This is a genomic window from Mitsuaria sp. BK041 (assembly GCF_014193085.1).
Classification (GTDB): domain Bacteria; phylum Pseudomonadota; class Gammaproteobacteria; order Burkholderiales; family Burkholderiaceae_C; genus Roseateles.
In genome coordinates, this window is record NZ_JACHYT010000001.1 from 834,826 (window position 1) to 853,574 (window position 18,749).

Annotated in this window: 16 protein-coding genes; 11 read left to right on the forward strand and 5 right to left on the reverse strand. The window is 71.4% G+C overall.

The window, feature by feature from the left end; genetic code table 11:
- Positions 1–174: 174 nt before the first annotated feature.
- On the forward strand, positions 175–1,158 hold the full coding sequence (locus tag FHT38_RS03605; RefSeq protein ID WP_183489973.1) for a dienelactone hydrolase family protein: 984 nt from the start codon (positions 175–177) through the stop codon (positions 1,156–1,158).
- Positions 1,159–1,248: 90 nt separating this feature from the next.
- On the opposite strand, the gene FHT38_RS03610 is transcribed toward FHT38_RS03605, so the two are convergent.
- The gene (locus tag FHT38_RS03610) at positions 1,249–2,172 is read right to left on the reverse strand and encodes a M14 family metallocarboxypeptidase (protein WP_183489976.1); all 924 of its coding nucleotides are present in this window, start codon (positions 2,170–2,172) and stop codon (positions 1,249–1,251) included.
- A 162-nt stretch (positions 2,173–2,334) separates the two neighbouring features.
- On the opposite strand from FHT38_RS03610, the gene FHT38_RS03615 reads away from it, so the two are divergent.
- Positions 2,335–2,676, forward strand: coding sequence for a hypothetical protein (locus FHT38_RS03615; RefSeq protein ID WP_183489979.1), 342 nt, complete (start codon positions 2,335–2,337; stop codon positions 2,674–2,676).
- A 154-nt stretch (positions 2,677–2,830) separates the two neighbouring features.
- Here the strand turns inward: FHT38_RS03615 and FHT38_RS03620 are convergent, their stop codons facing one another.
- Together FHT38_RS03620 and FHT38_RS03625 are read right to left on the reverse strand one after the other, a co-directional pair.
- The gene (locus FHT38_RS03620) at positions 2,831–3,082 is read right to left on the reverse strand and encodes a hypothetical protein (protein ID WP_183485587.1); all 252 of its coding nucleotides are present in this window, start codon (positions 3,080–3,082) and stop codon (positions 2,831–2,833) included.
- A gap of 185 nt (positions 3,083–3,267) precedes the next feature.
- Positions 3,268–4,041 carry an SDR family oxidoreductase gene (locus tag FHT38_RS03625; RefSeq protein WP_183489982.1) on the reverse strand — a complete coding sequence of 258 codons (774 nt, stop codon included), beginning with the start codon at positions 4,039–4,041 and terminating at the stop codon, positions 3,268–3,270.
- 86 nt (positions 4,042–4,127) lie between these two features.
- Between FHT38_RS03625 and FHT38_RS03630 the strand changes: the two genes are divergently transcribed.
- The 7 genes from FHT38_RS03630 to mmsB all read left to right on the forward strand — a co-directional run bounded on the left by FHT38_RS03630 (position 4,128) and on the right by mmsB (position 12,305).
- Positions 4,128–4,901 carry a ThuA domain-containing protein gene (locus tag FHT38_RS03630; protein WP_183489985.1) on the forward strand — a complete coding sequence of 258 codons (774 nt, stop codon included), beginning with the start codon at positions 4,128–4,130 and terminating at the stop codon, positions 4,899–4,901.
- A 227-nt stretch (positions 4,902–5,128) separates the two neighbouring features.
- Positions 5,129–7,165 carry a peptidase inhibitor family I36 protein gene (locus FHT38_RS03635; RefSeq protein WP_183489988.1) on the forward strand — a complete coding sequence of 679 codons (2,037 nt, stop codon included), beginning with the start codon at positions 5,129–5,131 and terminating at the stop codon, positions 7,163–7,165.
- Between the two features lie 134 nt (positions 7,166–7,299).
- Complete coding sequence (locus tag FHT38_RS03640; protein WP_183489991.1) at positions 7,300–7,719, forward strand: GFA family protein; 420 nt, start codon at positions 7,300–7,302, stop codon at positions 7,717–7,719.
- Between the two features lie 61 nt (positions 7,720–7,780).
- Positions 7,781–8,152: a VOC family protein gene (locus FHT38_RS03645; protein ID WP_091722007.1), complete on the forward strand. Its 372-nt coding sequence runs from the start codon at positions 7,781–7,783 to the stop codon at positions 8,150–8,152.
- Positions 8,153–8,415: 263 nt separating this feature from the next.
- Positions 8,416–9,510: a multiple monosaccharide ABC transporter substrate-binding protein gene (chvE, locus tag FHT38_RS03650; RefSeq protein WP_183489994.1), complete on the forward strand. Its 1,095-nt coding sequence runs from the start codon at positions 8,416–8,418 to the stop codon at positions 9,508–9,510.
- A gap of 19 nt (positions 9,511–9,529) precedes the next feature.
- A complete protein-coding gene (locus FHT38_RS03655; protein WP_091722021.1) occupies positions 9,530–11,110 on the forward strand; it encodes a sugar ABC transporter ATP-binding protein in 1,581 nt (526 codons plus the stop codon).
- Complete coding sequence (gene mmsB, locus FHT38_RS03660) at positions 11,103–12,305, forward strand: multiple monosaccharide ABC transporter permease (protein ID WP_091722024.1); 1,203 nt, start codon at positions 11,103–11,105, stop codon at positions 12,303–12,305. Before FHT38_RS03655 ends, mmsB begins: the two co-directional genes overlap by 8 nt.
- Positions 12,306–12,385: 80 nt before the next feature.
- Here the strand turns inward: mmsB and xdhB are convergent, their stop codons facing one another.
- Together xdhB and xdhA are read right to left on the reverse strand one after the other, a co-directional pair.
- Positions 12,386–14,752: a xanthine dehydrogenase molybdopterin binding subunit gene (gene xdhB, locus FHT38_RS03665; RefSeq protein WP_183489997.1), complete on the reverse strand. Its 2,367-nt coding sequence runs from the start codon at positions 14,750–14,752 to the stop codon at positions 12,386–12,388.
- Positions 14,749–16,263 (reverse strand): xanthine dehydrogenase small subunit, encoded by a 1,515-nt coding sequence (xdhA, locus tag FHT38_RS03670; protein WP_183490000.1) that lies wholly within the window; start codon positions 16,261–16,263, stop codon positions 14,749–14,751. Before xdhA ends, xdhB begins: the two co-directional genes overlap by 4 nt.
- Positions 16,264–16,407: 144 nt before the next feature.
- Here xdhA and FHT38_RS03675 point away from each other — a divergent pair, with 144 nt between their 5' ends.
- Entirely contained in the window at positions 16,408–17,355 is a 948-nt protein-coding gene (locus FHT38_RS03675) for a LysR family transcriptional regulator (RefSeq protein ID WP_183492381.1), read from the forward strand.
- 69 nt (positions 17,356–17,424) lie between these two features.
- Positions 17,425–18,738 (forward strand): guanine deaminase, encoded by a 1,314-nt coding sequence (gene guaD / locus FHT38_RS03680; protein ID WP_183490003.1) that lies wholly within the window; start codon positions 17,425–17,427, stop codon positions 18,736–18,738.
- The last annotated feature ends 11 nt before the right edge of the window (positions 18,739–18,749 follow it).

Consider the following 18,749-nt stretch of genomic DNA (forward strand, 5'->3'; position numbering starts at 1 on the left):
GCTGCAGCGCCGTGGCGCGGTCTCGTGTGCCCGAAGGGTGGGACAACCGAAGAGTCGGCCGCGCGGCGGCACGCGGTTAACCTCCGGCGGCCGCTCACGTCCCGTGTGGCGGCCCCGCTCACGAGGAGCGCCGGCCAGGCGCCCCGCCGCGTTCCTTCACTGCCCGAGGGCTTCATGCATCGACTGTTCCGAGTCCTGGTCTCCGTGTGCGTGCTCGGCCTGTCCGTCACGGCCGCGCGCGCCGACGACAGCACCCGCATCGCGTTCGACAGCTTCACGCCCAAGTCGCTCTTCGACCTCGCGCGCGAGCGCCGCGCGCAATGGGTGCCGACGCCGGTATGGGGCGATCTGAGCCTGCCGGCCGGTGTTGCCGCACCGGTGCCCGCGATCGTGCTCGCGCACGGCAGCGACGGCGTGGGGCCGGGTCTGCAGCAGTGGGTCCAGGCCTTCAACGGCATCGGCGTGGCGACCTTCATCGTCGACAGCTTCGCGCCGCGAGGCGTGTCGTCGACCGCGGCGGACCAGACCAGCGTGCCGGCCGCGGCCAACGTGATGGACACCTTCCAGGCGCTGCGGTTGCTGTCGGCCGACCCCCGCATCGACGCCAGGCGCATCGGCATCATGGGCTTCTCGCGCGGCGGCACCGTGGCGCTGCAGACGGCCCAGTTGCCGTTTCTGCGGGCCGTGGTGAAGACCGGCCAGGCCTTCGCGCTGCACATCGCGACCTATGCCGGCTGCTCGCAGATCTATACCTCGCCGAACCTGACGCGCGCGCCGCTGCTCAACCTCGTCGGGGCCGCCGACGACTACACGCATCCGGAGCCCTGCGAGGCTCTGGCCGCCGAGTACGCCACGCTGGGCACGCCGGTGGAGACGCATCGCTACGCCGATGCGCATCATGCGTGGGACAGCCTGCTGCCGGTGCGCTACCGGGCCGATGCGACCAGCGGCTACGCCTGCGGCGTCATCCGCACCGACATCCCGACCTGGGTGGTGACCTCCGAGCGCACCGGGCAGGTGATCCCGTCGGACCAGCTGACGGCGTTCATCAACGCGTGCATGACGCGCGGCGCGCACGTCGGCCGCAACGAGGCGGCCTTCCAGGCCTCGCGCGAGGATGCGACGCGCTTTGTGCGGCGCGTGTTCTTCGGTCAGTGAAGGCCGCGGCGAATCGGCACACACGTCCGCCAATATCGGCTGTTCGCGCCGGCGGTCGGTGTTGTGAACCGAGCGGGGGCGCCCCTCGCTTCAAGGCGCGTGCGCGAGCGCGAAATCCAGCGCCGCGCACACGGCCGTCACCTGCGCCGCGACGCATTCGTCCGGGGTGGTGCGCGGGCTGTCGGGATAGACCTCGGTGGTGGTCGTGAAGGGCGCGCCGGTGAGGCTCGCGCACAGGCCGGACTGGCGCACCGGGAACTCGATCACGCCGTCCGCGATCACCGGGAAGCCGATGATCCGGCCCTGCGCGTCGGGCGGCGCGATGTGGGTCACGCGCCGCACGGCCTCGATCACGGCCTGCTGGAAATCGAGCCGCGTGGTCTCGCTGTCGCCGACCAGGTAGAAGCCGTCCGGCACGCCGTCGCGGTCGGGCTCCTTGCCGTCGCGGGCCGCCAGCGCCGGCTGGAATTCGGTGGCGTCGGTGTCGGTGGTCTCGTGCAGGTCGATGTGCAGCAGGAACCGGCCCGCCAGGGGCTCGACCAGCGCGATCAGCGCGCTCGACTCCGCGGCCTCGCGGCGCGCGCCGAAGTTGCGGTTGGGATCGACCGCGTGGTAGTTCCAGCGGCAGATCCGCTCATAGGCCCAGGGGCTGACGCAGGGCACGACCAGCAGGTTGACGCGGCCGGCGTAGCGCGCCGCGTGGTCCTCGGCGAAACCCAGCGCGCCCAGCACGCCGCTGGTTTCGTAGCCATGAACGCCGCCGGTGACCAGCGCGACGGGCAGCTCCGGCCGCCAGTCGCGGCTCTTGAGCGCCAGCAGGGGGTAGCCGTCGTCGCCGTAGGCGAGCTCGCCATAGCGGACGATCTCGAAATCGTCGGCGAGCGCCTCGACGCGCGGGACCACGTCCTGGTCGTGGCGGCGATGCCGGACCTGGCGCTCGCGCCAGGCAGTCCGTTCCGCGTCGCCCCAGGGGACGCCGGGGGTACCGATGGGATAAAAGCGCGCTGTGCTCATGCTGGCTTCCGGAAGAGGGTTGGACCGATGGCCCGCGATGATGCCGCAAGGCAGGGAGGCCGGCCGTCGGTCACGGTGAGGGCGGGACGCCGGCAGGAGAGAATGCGCGTCGCTCGGGCGGCGCTGTCCACGGCGGCTGCCCGCGACCCCTGGTGCCTGGACATGAAAGACCTCGACATGCAGCGTTTTCGGATGGCGGCGGCCGGCCTGGCCACCCTCGGCCTCACGGCCTGCCAGTCGCCCGCGCCATCGGACGATCCGTCCTGGACCACGCAGGCCGTCTCGATCTATCGGACGGAAGCGGACGCCCTCGACGTCGTAGCGGGACGGTTCGGGCCGGTGCCGCTCGCGCTGGAACGCAGCGCCGACCTGGTCGTGCTGGGGCGCAGCTCGTGCTCCTCGAGCGCCGTGAAGGTCCGCAATGCCCAGGGCGTCATCGGATGGACGCCCGCGAGCGGGGTGTCCGATCCCGGACCTTGCCCGCTGCCGTCCGGCCCGGCGTGACCGCCTGATCGGACGCGCAAACCCGCGGACGAGCGGACGACCGGAAATCGGCCGCCCGGAACGACAGAACGCCCGGCATGCCGGGCGTTCTGCAGGGAGCGATCCGACGGCGTCCGGGCGCGGATCGCGCCGCCGACACAGCGGCCCCGCGGGCTCACTGGATCGAAGCGACCTGCGTGTCGGCGGACGCGTCGCGGCGGCCGGTGATGACGACGGTGGGCAGTTGCTCGCGCTTGACCGAGATCACCACCGGATCGAGCGTGATGACCGAGGCGCGCAACTCGCGCTGGCCCTGGGCGTGGGCCATGCCCAGCGCCAGCGTCAGGGCGGCGACGGCGCCGAAGGCGACGGCCTTGACCGTGGTGTGGGTGGCGGAAGCGAGGGCGAGGCGGCGGGTGGTGCTCATGTCGATCTCCTGAAGCGGTGTGCGGTGTCGATGGAGTCAGTGTCGTCATCGCCGCCGCGCCTTTCGAGCGACGGGCGACGAAGCCGCATCGCGACGGCGCGAACTGCATCGGCGCCGGACAGACCGTCGGCAGCCGGCGCCCATCGGTTCCGTCGAAGCAGCGCTGGCGCTCCAGGACGACCGCGTCAGCGGCCGCCCGCCACGTCCAGGGTCGCGCCCACCGTGTAGCTCGCCGCCGGGGACAGCAGCCAGGCGATCGCCTCCGCGATCTCCTCCGCCCGGCCCAGCCGCCCGATCGGGACGGTGGCGGCGGCCGCCGCGAGCAGCGCCGGCAACTCGGCGGCGGGCCGGCTGTCGGCATGGATCTCGGTCTCGATGATCCCGGGCCGGACGCCGTTCACCCGGATGCCCTGGCCGATCAGCTCCTGGCCCAGGCTCAGCGTCAGCGTGTCGACCGCCCCCTTGCTGGCGGCGTAGTCGCTGTAGAGATCCGCCGAGCCCCGCTGCGCCGCGCGCGACGACAGGTTGACGATCGCGCCGCCGGCGCCGCCGCGGGCGGTGCTCATGCGCAGCGCCGCCTGCTGCGTGCAGAAGACGATGCTGAAGACGTTGACCTCGAACATGCGACGCAGCCGCTCGGGCGTGATGCCGTCCAGCGAGGTGGCGGGCGCCACGATGCCGGCATTGTTGACCAGCCCGGTGACGCGGCCGAGCGCCTCGTCGACCTGCCGGAACATCGCCTCGACCTGCGCCGGATCGGCCACGTCCGCCTGCACGACCAGCGCGCGCCGGCCCAGGCGGCGGACGTCCTGCGCGACCGCCTCGGCCGCGGCGGCGTCGTGCCGGTAGTTGAGCGCCAGGTCGTGTCCCTGGCGGGCCAGCAGCCGGGCGGTGGCGGCGCCGATGCCGCGGCTGGCGCCGGTGATGAGGGTGAGGGGGCGGAGGGTGTCGGTGCTCATGCGGCGGATTCTGCGCCGCCCGCGGCGGTCGCCGGGCGCGCGGTCCTGGCATCATCGCGCCTTCGTCCTCTCGACCAGGAAGCTCCATGGGCCAGCGTCTCCGCTTCTTCGCAATGGCGCTCGGCCTGCTGGCCGTGACGCCGCTGGCACTGGCCGAGCAGTTCAAGGTCCTGGTCTTCAGCAAGACCGCGGGCTGGCATCACGAGTCCATCCCGGCCGGCGTGGCGGCGATCCAGCGGCTCGGGCAGCTGCACGACTTCGGCGTGTTCTGGACCGAGGACGCAAACCGGGTGATGAACGACCAGGAGCTGGCGAAGTACCAGGCCGTCGTCTTCCTTCTCACGACCGGCGACGTCCTGGACGCGGCGCAGCAGGCGGCCTTCGAGCGCTACATCCGCGCCGGCGGCGGCTTCGTGGGCGTGCACAGCGCCGCGGACACGGAACATGGCTGGCCCTGGTATGGGCGCCTGGTGGGGCGGATGTTCCAGGCGCATCCGGCCAACCAGACGGCGACGCTGGTGGTGCAGGACAGCAACTTCCCCGGCATGGACCGCTTCCCGCGGCGCTTCCTCTTCACCGAGGAGTGGTACCAGTTCGGGCCGCCCCGGTCGGAGGGCCTGAAGGTGCTGCTGACGGTGGACGAGCGGACCTACCAGCCCGCCACCGAATGGGGTGGCAAGCCGGTCGCGCCCATGGGCGCCAGCCACCCGATCAGCTGGTACCAGCAGGTCGACGGCGGGCGCAGCTTCTACACCGCCCTCGGCCACCTGCCCGCCTCCTACGGCGACGAGCGGTTCCAGCACCACCTGTTCGGCGGCATCTACTGGGCCGCCACCGGCAAGGGCTTCAGCGCCGAGTGAGCCGGTGACGCTGCCGCGCTCCCCTGAATCGGCGACGCGCGCGTCGTATCCGATGCAACCGGGCGTTGCGGGCGCGCGGCCCTTCGTGTCTGTCCTGTAAAGCACGCGGCCCGGTCGCCGCTTGCTGCCGCTTACGAATCGGCGCCTTCGGTTGCAGGGCGTGCGAGGGGCGCTTCGAATAATCCGCCGCCCGTTGAGGCACCCCACATCCCCGGAGGACGGATTCCATGACGATCACTTCGACGCGCCCCGGTGGCGCTCCCCGCCTGCATCCGCTGGCCTTGTCGCTGGCGCTGGCCGGCGTGCTCGCCGGTTGCGGCGGCGGGTCCTCCGACGACGCGTCGGTCCAGGAGGCGCGTCTGCCCGGAGGCGGCGCCACCTCCGGCGCCACCGCGGCGGCCGCCGGCGCGCAAGTGTGCTTCTACGAGCATGTGAACTATGCCGGCGCCAGCCTGTGCACCAGCACCAGCACCAGCTGGATCGGCGCGGCCTGGAACGACCGCATCTCGTCGATCCGCGTGCCGGCCGGCTACAAGGTCGAGCTCTTCGCCGACAGGGACCTGCGCGGCACCACCGTCACGCTGACGGCGGACAACGCCAACCTGGTCGGTCTGGGCCTGAACGACGCGGTGTCCTCGATGCGCGTGACGCCGCCCGCGGCGCCGTCCAAGGTGACCCTGGCCTCGGTGCAGTTCGCGCAGTCGATGCTCTACGCCAGCGGTGACAGCCAGCTGGTGCTGGTCGCCAACAAGCCCACGCTGCTGAAGGTCAACGTGACCGCGCCGGCCGGCACCACCGCGCCAACCGGCGTCGTGCGCGTCGACAACACCGTCGACGGCAGCAGCCGCGACCTGCCGCTGGCAGCGCCGCGGCGCGGCCTGCCGACGACCGTGTCGGAGACGCAGTCCTTCGACGACGCCTACAGCGTCACCGTCCCGGCCGAGCTGGTGAAGAGCGGCCTGAAGGTCACGGTGACCGTGGCCGGCGCCGCGGCCCAGAGCTTCACGCCGCGGGTGGGCGGCGGCACGCCGATGCGCTTCATCCCGATCCCGGTGCGCATCGCCGGCACCACCGGCCAGCTGCCGGCCGACCAGACCGCGCACCTGCGCGCGCTGTTCCCGGTGTCGTCGGTGACGCTGCGCTCGCATCCGACCTTCGTGTCGTCCAAGGTGACCACGCTGCCGACCACGGACTCGGGCTGGAGCGATGCCTTCGGCAAGATCCTGGGCGAGCTCAACGACCTGCACCGCATCGAGGGCGCCGCGCGCCAGGACTACTACTTCGGCTTCATCCCCAAGCGCACCTGGGGCCTGGCGGGCCTGGGCTACATGCCCGGCAGCTCGGCCGTCGGCTTCGACATGCCGAGCGCACCGGACACCGTGCGCGACGTGGTGGCGCACGAGCTGGGCCACAACTTCTCGCTGCCGCACGCGGCCTGCGGCGGCGCGGGTTCGCCGGACCCCAACTATCCGTATCCGGACGCCAACCTGGGCAAGCCGGGCCGCTACGTCTGGAGCTACCTGTCGGACGTGAACGCGTTCTACGACCCGCGCCCGACCGACCGCCACGACATCATGAGCTACTGCGGCGGCACGGTGTTCTCGGACTACAACTACCGCCGCATGCAGACCTTCCTGACGCCGGCCGACACGGCCGCTGCGCAGGTCAAGGGCACGGCCGCGGGCGCCGACGGCGAGCGCCCGGTGGCGACGCAGGACGTGCTGCTGGTCAGCGGCAGCATCCGGGGCAAGCAGGTCGAGATCAACCCGGTCAAGACGCTGGTGGCCAGGCCCGACGCGAGCGGCGGCGCCTACCTGCTGCGCTTGCAGACGGCCGGCGGCCAGATCGTCGAGCAGCGCTTCACGCCGCAGTCGGTGGACCATGACGGCGAGCTGCTGCACTTCAGCGTGCTGGTGCCCAAGGTCGACAACATCGCCAGCATCAGCGTGCTGAGCGACGGCGCGACGCTGGCGCAGGCGCAGGCCCGGGTGAGCAACGCGCGCCAGAAGGCGCTGGCCACCGGCAGCAGCCGCGCGCAGGTGCAGGTCAAGGAAGCTGGCGGCAAGGCCACGCTGCGCTGGGATGCCGAGGCGACGCCCTTCCTGAGCGTGACCTGGACGGACGGCACCCGCCGCCTGAACCTGGCGCAGGACCTGCAGGGCGGCGAGGTGGTGCTGGACACGCAGGAGCTGCCGACCGGCGGCCGCTTCGAGTTCATCGTGTCGGACGGCCTGAACGCGCAGCGCGTCGAGCTGTCGCGCTGAGCCCGGACCGAGCCGGAGGCCGGGGCCTTGGCGCCTGGCCTTCGGCCTCGACGTCGAGCTGAATGGACGCGCCGCGTGTCGGGAGATCGGGGCGCGTCTTGCATTGCGGCGGCAGGCCGTTATCGTCGAGCCCCATGACCTCATCCCCTTCCGATCGCGGGCCCGAGCGCCTCGCGGCCTGCTGTTGCGGCCAGCTCAGCGCGCGCGTCACGGGCCAGCCGGTGCGGGTGTCCATCTGCCACTGCCTGGCTTGCCAGCGCCGCACCGGCAGCGTCTTCGGCCAGCAGGCGCGCTTCCGCCGCGAGGAGGTGACGGTGGCCGGCCGCTCGACCGAATACGTGCGCGTCGGCGACGAGGGCACGCGGGCCCGCTTCCACTTCTGTCCGGACTGCGGCTCGACGGTCTTCTACGAGCCCGAGGCGCTGCCGGACTTCATCGCGATTCCCGTCGGCGCCTTTGCCGATCCGACCTTCCCCGCGCCCACCGTGTCGGTCTACGAGGACCGCATGCACGCCTGGGTCGTGCCGCCACCGGACGCGGAGCACTGGGGCTGAGCGCCGGGTCGGCGCCATCGCTTCCCCGCCTCGTCGCGTCACTCCCAGCACAGGAGCTTTCATGTTCGACCACGTCAAGTTCGGTGTCCGCGACTACGCCGCCAGCAAGGCCTTCTACCTGCAGGCGCTGGCGCCGATCGGCGTGTCGGTGGTCGGGGAGGGCGAGCCTTCCTACGGCGCGGAACTGAGCGCCGGCGGCGAGTCCTCGCTGTGCCTGTTCGAAACCACCGAGACGCCGGCCCACCTGCACATCGCATTCGTGGCGCCGCGGCGCGAGCAGGTCGATGCCTTCCATCGCGCCGCCCTGGCCGCCGGTGGCCGCGACAACGGACCGCCGGGGTTGCGTCCGAAGTACCACCCGAACTACTACGCGGCCTTCGTCATCGATCCGGACGGGCACAACATCGAGATGGTCTGCCACGCTCCGGCGTGAGGCTGGCTTGATGCCGGGGTGAGGCCGCCGTGATGCCGCCGTGAGGCGGCTCGGCTGTAGAGCCCATCGTCCCAGCGCGCGTGCGGCATGCACCCGCATCACCCGGCGCCAAGCGCACGCGCGACCGCTGTGCGCTGCCGCACACAAGCGGCCATCGCGGGGCACCGATAACCGGCGCGCCCCGCTCGATATCCAAACTGGGATCGACAAAGCCGGCGCGCGGCAGTAAAAACCGGCGTTCATAAAACATTCAGGAGACAAAAATGTTTCATACAGGTTGGAGCCGACGCGCCGCGCTCGTTCGCGCGGTGCTGATCGTCGGCGGTGCGACGCTGGGCCTGCTGGCCGGCGGCGCTCGCGCCGAGGACAAGGGCCTGGTCGGCATCGCGATGCCGACCAAGAGTTCGGCCCGCTGGATCGCCGATGGCGACAACATGGTCAAGGCCTTCCAGGCCAAGGGCTACAAGACCGACCTGCAGTACGCCGAGGACGACATCCCCAACCAGCTCGCCCAGATCGAGAACCTCATCACCCGCAAGGTGAAGGTGCTGGTGATCGCGCCGATCGACGGCTCGGCGCTGTCGCCGGTGCTGCAGAAGGCCGCCGATCGCGGCATCAAGGTCGTCGCCTACGACCGGCTCATCAAGGGCACGAAGAACGTCGACTACTACGTCACCTTCGACAACTTCCAGGTCGGCGTGATGCAGGGCCAGAGCCTGATCGACAAGCTGGGCCTGGCGCAGGGCAAGGGCCCGTTCAACATCGAGCTCTTCGGCGGCTCCCCCGACGACAACAACGCGGCCTTCTTCTACGACGGCGCGATGTCGGTGCTCAAGCCCTACATCGACAGCGGCAAGCTGGTCGTGCGCAGCAAGCAGCTGGGCATGGCCAAGGTCGGCACGCTGCGCTGGGATGCCGCCACTGCGCAGGCCCGCATGGACAACCTGCTGTCGGCCTTCTATGGCAAGGACAAGCTGCATGCCGTGCTGTCGCCGTATGACGGCATCAGCATCGGCATCCTGTCCTCGCTGAAGGGCGCCGGCTACTGCACCGCCAAGCAGCCGTGCCCCATCGTCTCGGGCCAGGACGCGGAGCTGCCGTCGGTCAAGTCCATCCTCAAGCACGAGCAGGCCAGCACCGTGTTCAAGGACACACGCCAGCTGGCGCAGGCGGCGGCGACCGTCAGCGACGAGATGCTGGCCGGCAAGACGCCCGCCGCGGTCAACGACACCAAGACCTACAACAACGGCGTGAAGGTCGTGCCCAGCGTGCTGCTCAAGCCGGTCTCGGTCGACGCGGCCAACGTGAAGCCGGTGCTGGTCGACAGCGGCTACTACAAGGACACGCAACTGCGCTGAGCGGCGCGGTCATCGGTCCATGAACGCGACAACCCACGACAGCGCGGCCCCGGCCCCGCTGCTGGCGCTGCGCGGCATTACCAAGCGGTTCCCCGGCGTCGCGGCGCTGGAGGACGTGCGGTTGTCCGTGCGCGCCGGCGAGATCCATGCGCTCTGCGGCGAGAACGGCGCCGGCAAGTCGACGCTGATGAAGGTGGTGTCGGGTGTCTACCCGCACCCCGACCATGGCGGCGATTACGGCGGCGAGCTCTGCTTCGACGGTGAGGTGCGCCGCTTCGCCGGCATCGCCGACAGCGAGCGGCTGGGCATCATCATCATTCACCAGGAGCTGGCGCTGGTGCCGCAGCTCTCGATCGCGGAGAACCTGTTCCTCGGTCACGAGCCCGCGCGGCTGGGCGTCATCGACCGCATGGCGATGCACCAGCGCGCGGTCGAGCTGCTGGCGCGGGTGGGCCTGCGGGCCTCGCCACAGACGCCGGTCGGCGAGCTCGGCGTCGGGCAGCAACAGCTGGTGGAGATCGCCAAGGCGCTGGCCAAGGAAGTGCGGCTGCTCATCCTGGACGAGCCCACCGCCAGCCTGAACGACACCGACAGCGACGCGCTGCTGGACCTGCTGCTCGAGCTCAAGCGCCAGGGCATCGCGTCCATCCTGATCTCCCACAAGCTCAAGGAAGTGACGCGCGTCGCCGATGGCCTGACGGTGCTGCGCGACGGGCGTTCCATCCTCAGCCTGGACTGCGCCACCGACCCGATCTCCGAGGCGCGGATCATCCAGGCGATGGTCGGTCGCGACCTGTCCGAGCGCTATCCACCGCGCACGCCGGCGATCGGCGAGCTGCTCTTCGAGCTGCGCGACTGGCGTGCGTTCCACCCGGTGCAGGCCGGGCGCGAGGTGGTCAAGGGCGTCGACCTGACGGTGCGCCGCGGCGAGATCGTCGGCATCGCCGGGCTGATGGGCGCGGGCCGGACCGAGCTCGCGATGAGCGTGTTCGGCCGCAGCTACGGCCGGCGCATCAGCGGCAGTGCCTGGATGGACGGCCGCGAGGTCGATGTGTCCACGGTGCCCAAGGCGATTGCCGCCGGCCTGGCCTACGTGACCGAGGACCGCAAGTCGCTGGGCCTGCTGCTGGAGGAGTCGGTCGCGGTCAACACCTCGCTGGCGCACCTGGGCGGCGTGTCGCGCGGCGGCGTGCTGGACCGGGCGCGCGAGCATCAGGTCGCGCAGGACTTCCGGCGCCAGCTCGGCACCCGCTGCGCGGGCGTGGACCAGCGCGTCGTGCACCTGTCCGGCGGCAACCAGCAGAAGGTGGTGCTGGCCAAGTGGCTGTTCGCCGGGCCGCGGCTGCTGATCCTGGATGAGCCGACGCGCGGCATCGACGTCGGCGCGAAGTACGAGATCTACAGCCTGATCGCCGGCCTGGCGGCGCGCGGCTGCGGCATCCTGCTGATCTCCTCGGAGATGCCGGAGCTGCTGGGCCTGTGCGACCGGCTGTATGTGATGAACGAGGGGCGCATGGTGGCGGAGTTCCCGGCCGCCGGCACGACCCAGGAAATGATCATGGGCGCCATCGTCGGCGCCGGAGAAGTCGCTCATGTCTGAACCGATCGCGGCGTCCGTGACGCCGCCGGCCGCCGCGTCCGCGGGCCTCGGCCACTTCCTCAAGCGCCACCTGCGCGACTACGGCATGCTGCTGTCGCTGGTGGCGATCATGGCGCTCTTCGAGGTGCTGACCGACGGCACGCTGCTGGAGCCGCTGAACCTCACCAACCTGGTCCTGCAGAACAGCTACATCGTCATCATGGCGCTGGGCATGCTGCTGGTGATCGTCACTGGCCACATCGACCTGTCGGTGGGCTCGGTGTGCGGCTTCATCGGCGCGCTTGCCGCGGTGCTGATGGTCCAGTACGAATGGGCCGCGCTGCCCGCCGGCCTGGTCTGCCTGCTGGCGGGCGCGGTGATCGGCGGCGCGCAGGGCTGGTTCGTCGCCTACCTGGGCATCCCGTCCTTCATCGTGACGCTGGCCGGCATGCTGGTGTTCAAGGGCCTGGCGCTGGCGCTGCTGCAGGGCCAGTCGCTCGGTCCCTTCCCCGACAGCTTCCAGGCGCTGAGCGCCGGTTTCCTGCCGGAGCTCTTCGGCCAGGAGGATCCGCGTCCGACGACGCTGGGCCTGGGCCTGCTGCTCGCGGCGGCCTCGCTCACGGTCGCGTGGCGGCATCGGGCCGCGGCGGCGCGGCACGGCATGGAGACGGAGCCCGGGGTGGTCTTCTGGACGCGGCAGGGGCTGCTGGTCGCCGCGATCGCCGCGATGAGCTGGCTGATGGCCTCCTACAAGGGGCTGCCCACGGTCATGGTGCTGATGGTCGTGCTGACCCTGGCCTATGACTTCATCGCCGGCCGCACCACGCTGGGCCGGCGCGTCTACGCGGTCGGTGGCAACGAGAAGGCGGCCCGCCTGTCGGGCGTGCGCACGCAGCGCATCGCCTTCCTGACCTTCGTGAACATGGGCGCGCTGGCGGCGCTGGCCGGCCTGGTCTTCGCCGCGCGGCTCAACACCGCCACGCCCAAGGCGGGCCTGGGCTTCGAGCTCGACGTCATCGCCGCCTGCTTCGTCGGCGGCGCCTCGGCCTCGGGCGGCGTGGGCAAGATCATGGGCGCCGTGATCGGCGCCTTCGTGATGGGCGTGATGAACAACGGCATGTCCATCCTGGGCGTCGGCATCGACTATCAGCAGGTCATCAAGGGCCTGGTGCTCCTGGCCGCCGTGTTCGTCGACGTCTACAACAAGCGCAAGTAGGGCAGGGCTTCAGCGCGCGGGGCCCGCGGCATCCGCGGTGATGGCGACATCGCGGAGGTGGCGGCTAGTGCACCGGGCCACTACCGCATCGCCTGCACCGCCTCCACCGCGTCCAGCACCGCCTCCGGCGTGGCCGGCGCCCGCAGCGGCGGGTCGCAGCGGTCCGGCCCGCAGGCGGCGACCGCGTCCTTGATCGCCAGCAGCACCGAGAAGGGCAGCAGCAGCGGCGGCTCGCCCACCGCCTTCGAGCGGTGGATGCTGTCCACCGCATTGGGCGCGTCGTACAGGGCGACGCGGAAGTCGCGCGGCATGTCGTTGGCGGTCGGGATCTTGTAGGTGCTGGGCGCATGCGTCAGCAGCAGGCCGGAGCGCGGATGCCAGACCAGCTCCTCGCTGGTCAGCCAGCCCTGGCCCTGCACGAACGCGCCTTCCACCTGGCCGATGTCCAGCGCCGGGTTCAGCGACTGGCCGACGTCGTGCAGCACGTCCGCGCGCAGCACCCGTGTCTCGCCGGTCAGCGTGTCGACCAGCACCTCCGCCACCGCGGCGCCGAAGGCGTAGTAGTAGAACGGATGCCCCTGCAGCTTCGCGCGGTCCCAGTGCAGGCCGGGCGTCGCGTAGAAACCGTCGCTCCACAGCTGGATGCGCTCCAGGTAGGCCTGCGCCACCAGCGCCTTGAAGCCGATGGATCGCGCGCCCTCGGGACCGTGGCCCCGCACCTCGCCGCCGTCGAAGACCAGCGCGTCTTCGTCGCAGCCCAGCAGCCGCGCCGCCAGCGGCATCAGCCGCCGCTTGATCCTGCGGGCCGCGTCCTGCGCCGCCTTGCCGTTGAGGTCCGAGCCGGTGGACGCCGCCGTCGCCGAGGTGTTGGCGACCTTGCTGGTGTCGGCGGCGCTGGCCCGCACCTGCGCGGCGGGCACGCCCAGTTCGTGCGCCACCACCTGCGCGACCTTGGTGTTGAGCCCCTGGCCCATCTCGGTGCCGCCGTGGTTCACCAGCACCGAGCCGTCGGTGTAGACATGGACCAGCGCGCCCGCCTGGTTCAGGTGGACGACGTTGAAGGAGATGCCGAACTTGACCGGCGTGAGCGCCAGGCCGCGCTTGAGCACCGGGCTGGCGGCGTTGAAGGCCGCGATCTCGGCGCGCCGCGCGGCGTAGCCGGAGGTCTCGATCAGGCGGTCGGTCAGCGGCTGGATCAGGTTGTCCTCGACGCGCTGGCCGTAGGGCGTGAGGTCCTGGCCGTCGCGGTAGAAGTTGCGCTGCCGCACCACGAGCGGATCCAGTCCCAGTCGCCGCGCGATGCCGTCCAGGATCATCTCGATCGCCAGCGCGCCCTGCGGGCCGCCGAAGCCGCGGAAGGCGGTGTTGCTCTGGGTGTTGGTCCGCGCGCAGTAGCCGTGCATCGCCACATGCGGCAGCCAGTAGGCGTTGTCGAAGTGGCACAGCGCGCGCGCCATCACCGGCGCGGACAGGTCGGCGCTGTGGCCGCAGTTGGAGATCAGGTCGATCTCGGCGCCGAGGATCCGGCCCTCGTCGTCGAAGCCGACCGACCAGCGGTAGTCGAAGCCGTGGCGACGGCCGGTGACGAGGAAGTCGTCGTCGCGGTCCACCCGCAGCTTGACCGGCCGACGCAGCCGCTGCGCCGCGATCGCGGCGACGCAGGCGAACAGCGCCGATTGCGATTCCTTGCCGCCGAAGCCGCCGCCCATGCGCCGGCACTGCACCGTCACCTGGTGGGCTTGCCAGCCCATCGCATGCGCCACCAGCTGCTGCATCTCCGAGGGATGCTGCGTCGAGCAGTGGATCAGCAGCGCCTGGTTCTCCTGCGGCAGTGCGTAGCTGATCTGGCCCTCCAGGTAGAACTGCTCCTGGCCGCCGACGGCCCACTCGCCATCGAGCCGATGTGGCGACGCGGCGAGCGCGCCGGCCGCGTCGCCGCGCGCGAGATGCATCGGCGGCAGCACGTACTGCCCGATGGCATGGGCCTCGCGCGCGGTCAGCACCGCCGGCAGCGGCGTGGCGACGATGGCCTGCTTCGCCAGGGCGGCGGCGCGGCGCGCGAGCTCGCGGTCGGTCGCGATGACCGCGTAGACCGGCTGGCCGACGTAACGCAGCTCAGCGTCGGCGAGGATGGGGTCGTCATGGAGCAGCGGGCCGCAGTTGTTCTCGCCGGGGATGTCGGCGGCGGTCAGCACCGCCACCACGCCCGGCTGGCGCCGCAGCAGCTCCAGGTCGACCGACACCAGCGTCCCGTGCGCGATCGGCGACAGGCCCAGCGCCGCATGCAGCGTGCCGTGGGCTTCGGCGATGTCGTCGTTGTAGACGGCCTCGCCGCTGACATGCAGGTGCGCGGCTTCATGCGCGCGGCTGATGCCGACCTGCGGTCGCGGCGGGGCGGCCAGGGCCTCGGCGCCGACGCCGGGCGGGAGTTCCAGCGGCTTGTTCATGCGACGCTCCGCTGCAGGTTGACCGCTTGCCAGACGCTGGCCGATCGGGCGTCGATGGGCGCGTTGGCGCGGGTTTCCAGCCAGAAGCGACGGACCAGGTTGGCGGCGGCGCGCTCGCGGTAGGCGGCGCTGGCACGCAGGTCGGTCATCGGGGTGAAGTCCTCGCGCAGCGCCTGAGCGGCGGCCAGCGCGGCGGCCTCGTCCCAGCTGCGGCCGTTGACGGCCGCCTCGGCCTTCGCCGCGCGCTTGACGATCGCGGCCATGCCGCCGAAGGCGAAGCGCGCCTCGCGCGCGACGCCGTCCTCCAGCCGCAGGCTCAGCACCGCGCAGACGGCGGAGATGTCGCTGTCATAGCGCTTGGCGAGCTTGTAGCCGCGCAGCCGCGTGCCGGGCGCGGGGCGGGGGACCTCGATCGCCTCGACGAATTCGCCGGGCTGCAGCGCGTTCTTCATGTAGTCCAGATAGAAGTCCTCGAGCGGCAGCGTGCGGGTGGCGGGGCCGCGGCGCAGCACCAGGCGCGCACCCAGCGCGATCAGCGCGGGCGCGCCGTCGCCGATCGGCGAGCCGTTGGCAATGTTGCCGCCCAGCGTGCCGGCATGCCGCACCGGCGGCGAGGCGAAGCGCAGCCACAGCTCGCGCAGCGCTGGCACCTGTGCGCTCAGCGCGGCCCAGGCGTCCTCCAGCGAGACCGCCGCGCCGATGCGCAAGCTCCCATCGGCGCCGACCTCGATGCGGCGCAGTGCGTCGACGCGGCCGGTCAGGATCACGTCGCCGAGCTCGCGCTGCTGCTTGTTGACCCACAGCCCGACATCGGTCGCGCCGGCGACCAGCCGCGCGGTGGGCAGGGACTCGCGCAGCGCGGCGAAGTCCTCCAGCGAGCGCGGCGCGAAGACGCGCTGCGGCGAGCCGTCGCGCGCGGACGCCTCGTACTGCAGCGGCGGATCCTCGCGCAGCGTGCGCAGCGCCGCGACCATCGGCGCGCGATCGAGGGTCCGCGCCGGTGCATCGAACATGCGCTCGCCCGCGTCCAGGATCGGCCGGTAGCCGGTGCAGCGGCACAGGTTGCCGGCCAGGTCGTCGGCCAGCGCCTGCCGGTCCGGACGCGTGCCGTGCGCCTGGTGCCGCTCATAGATCGCCTGCATCGTCATCGCGAAGCCCGGCGTGCAGAAGCCGCATTGCGAGCCATGACAGTCGACCAGCGCCTGCTGCACCGGATTGAGGTCGTCGCTCGCGCCCAGGTCCTCGACGGTCAGCAGCGCCTTGCCGTCGATCATCGGCAGGAACTGGATGCAGGCGTTGACGTTGCGAAGCTCGACCGACTGCCCGTCCGCATCGAGGTCGCCGACCAGCACGGTGCAGGCGCCGCAGTCGCCCTCGGCGCAACCCTCCTTGGTGCCGGCGCAGCGGGCGTGCTCGCGCAGGTACTGCAGCACCGTGGTCGTGGGCGGCAGTCCGGTCACGGACTTCAGCTGGCCCTGGTGGAAGAAGCGGATCGGACGGGGAGCGGTCATGGACAGGGGCGGTGCGGGACGGACGCGGGCGGCCAAGCAAGACGCAGGCACGGCTGGCGGGCGGATGCAATTACCCCGAACGGTACTCCTGTGGGCGTCCTATGGTTATACGATGCGCCGTATGGCTTCTATATGCGATTGACCATGTCGGAAGAGCTGAACTTCGACAAGATCGACCTCCTTCTGGTGCGGGTCCTGCATACCTTGATTTCCGAGCGCAGTGTGTCTCGGGCCGCGATGCGGCTCGGCAGCACGCAGCCCGCCTTGAGCGCGCAGCTGCGGCGCCTGCGCACCCTGACGGGCGATCCGCTGCTGGTGCGCAGCGGCGCGGGCATGACGCCCACCGCGACGGCGCTGGAACTGCTGGCCCCCGCCGAGCGGCTGCTGCGCGAGGCCGACGAGCTCTTCGGCGCGCGGCTGCGCAAGTCCGGTTTTGACCCGGCCAGCGCCGAGCTGCGCTTCCGTGTCGCCGCCAGCGACTACCTCGACCCGCTGTTCCTGCCGCTGCTGGTGGCGCACCTGCAGCGCCACGCGCCCGGCGTGCAGCTCGATTTCCAGCCGCTGAATGCCGATTTCGACTACCGCGCCTCGCTGGCGCGCGGCGAGGTGGATCTGGTGATCGGCAACTGGCTGGAGCCGCCGGAGGAACTGCACCTGGGCCGGCTGCTGGTGGACGAGGTGGTCTGCCTGGTCAGCCAGGACCACCCGGCCGCGCGCATGGCGCCGCGGGCCTGGACCCAGGAGCGCTACCTCGACTGCCAGCACCTGGCGCCGATGCCGCTGAGCCGCGGCCAGCCGGGCGTGATCGAGCAACACCTGGCCTCGCTGGGCCTGGAGCGCCGCATCGCGGTGCGCTGCGCCCATTTCGGGCAGTTGCCGCAGATGGTGGCGCGCAGCTTGCTGGTGCTGACGACCGGGCGGCTGTTCTGCCACCGCTACCTGGATCACTTGCCGGTCACGGTGCTGCGATGCCCGGTGGCCTTCCCGCCGATGACCTATTACCAGCTGTGGCACGACGTCAGCCACAACAGCGCGCCGCTGCGCTGGCTGCGCGAGCAGGTGCGCGAAGTCGCGCGCGAGCTCGTGCCGTGAGCGGCGTGGCACCGCAGTCACCGACGTTCCCGCCTTTCCGTTTCCTCCTGTCCGCCTGATTCCCGACGCATGACGACCGACCGTTCCGCCACTCCGGCACGCCTGGCCCTGAAGGGCGACCTGCTGGACTTCACCGCCGCGCCGCAATGGGGCCGCGTCGACGATCCCGCCGTGCGTTTCCGGCCGGGCCACTGGCTGCTGATCGACAACGGCCGCATCGCCGGCGCGCAGGCCGAGGATCCGGGCGAGGGCTGGGCCCGCGAGGATCACAGCGGCCGGCTGATCCTGCCAGGCTTCGTCGACACGCATGTGCACAGCCCGCAGCTGGACGTGATCGCGTCCTACGGCACGGAGTTGCTGGACTGGCTCAACACCTACACCTTCCCGGCCGAGCAGCGCTACATGGACCCGGAGGTCGCGCGCTACGGCGCGGACCGCTTCCTCGACGCGCTGCTGGCGCACGGCACGACCTCGGCCGTCGTGTACCCGACGGTGCACAAGGTCTCGGCCGACGCGCTCTTCGACGCGGCCGCCGAGCGCGGCATGCGCCTGATCACCGGCAAGGTGCTGATGGACCGGAACGCCCCCGAGGGCCTGCGCGACGACGTCGTCCAGGCCGAGCGCGACTGCCTGGACCTGATCGCGAAGCACCACAGGCGTGCGCGCCTGGCCTACGCGGTGACGGTGCGCTTCGCGCCGACCAGCACGCCGGAGCAGCTCGCGATGGCCGGCGCGCTGTGCCGCGCCGATGCCAGCCTCTACATGCAGACCCACGTCGCGGAGAACCGCGGCGAGGTCGAGTGGGTGGCCCAGCTTTTCCCCGAGGCGCGCAGCTACCTCGATGTCTACGACCGCGTCGGCCTGCTGCATCCGCGCGCGGTGCTGGCCCACGGCATCTGGCTCGATGACGAAGACCGGCGCGTGCTCGCCCGCACCGGCGCGCACATCGCGCACTGCCCCTCGTCCAACCTGTTCCTGGGCAGCGGGCTGTTCGACTGGCCCGGCGCGCTGGCGGCGGGCGTGCGCGTGAGCGCGGCCAGCGACGTGGGCGGCGGCACCTCGCTGTCGGCGCAGCGCACGCTGGCGGACGGCTACAAGGTGCAGGCGCTGCGCGGCCAGCGGCTTACCGCCTGGGCCGGGCTGCACGCGGCGACGCTGGGCGCTGCCGAGGCCTTGGGGCTGTCGGAGGAGCTGGGCCACTTCGGTGTGGCTACACTGGCCGACGTCTGCATCTGGGACTGGGCCGCGGGGCCGGTCGCCGAGGCCCGCATGGACCTGGCGCGCGACCCGCACGAACGGGCCTTCGCCTGGATGACGCTGTCGGACGATCGCAACCTGGTGGCCAGCTACGTCGCGGGCGAGCTGCGCTACCGCAGACCCTAGGAACCTGCCTG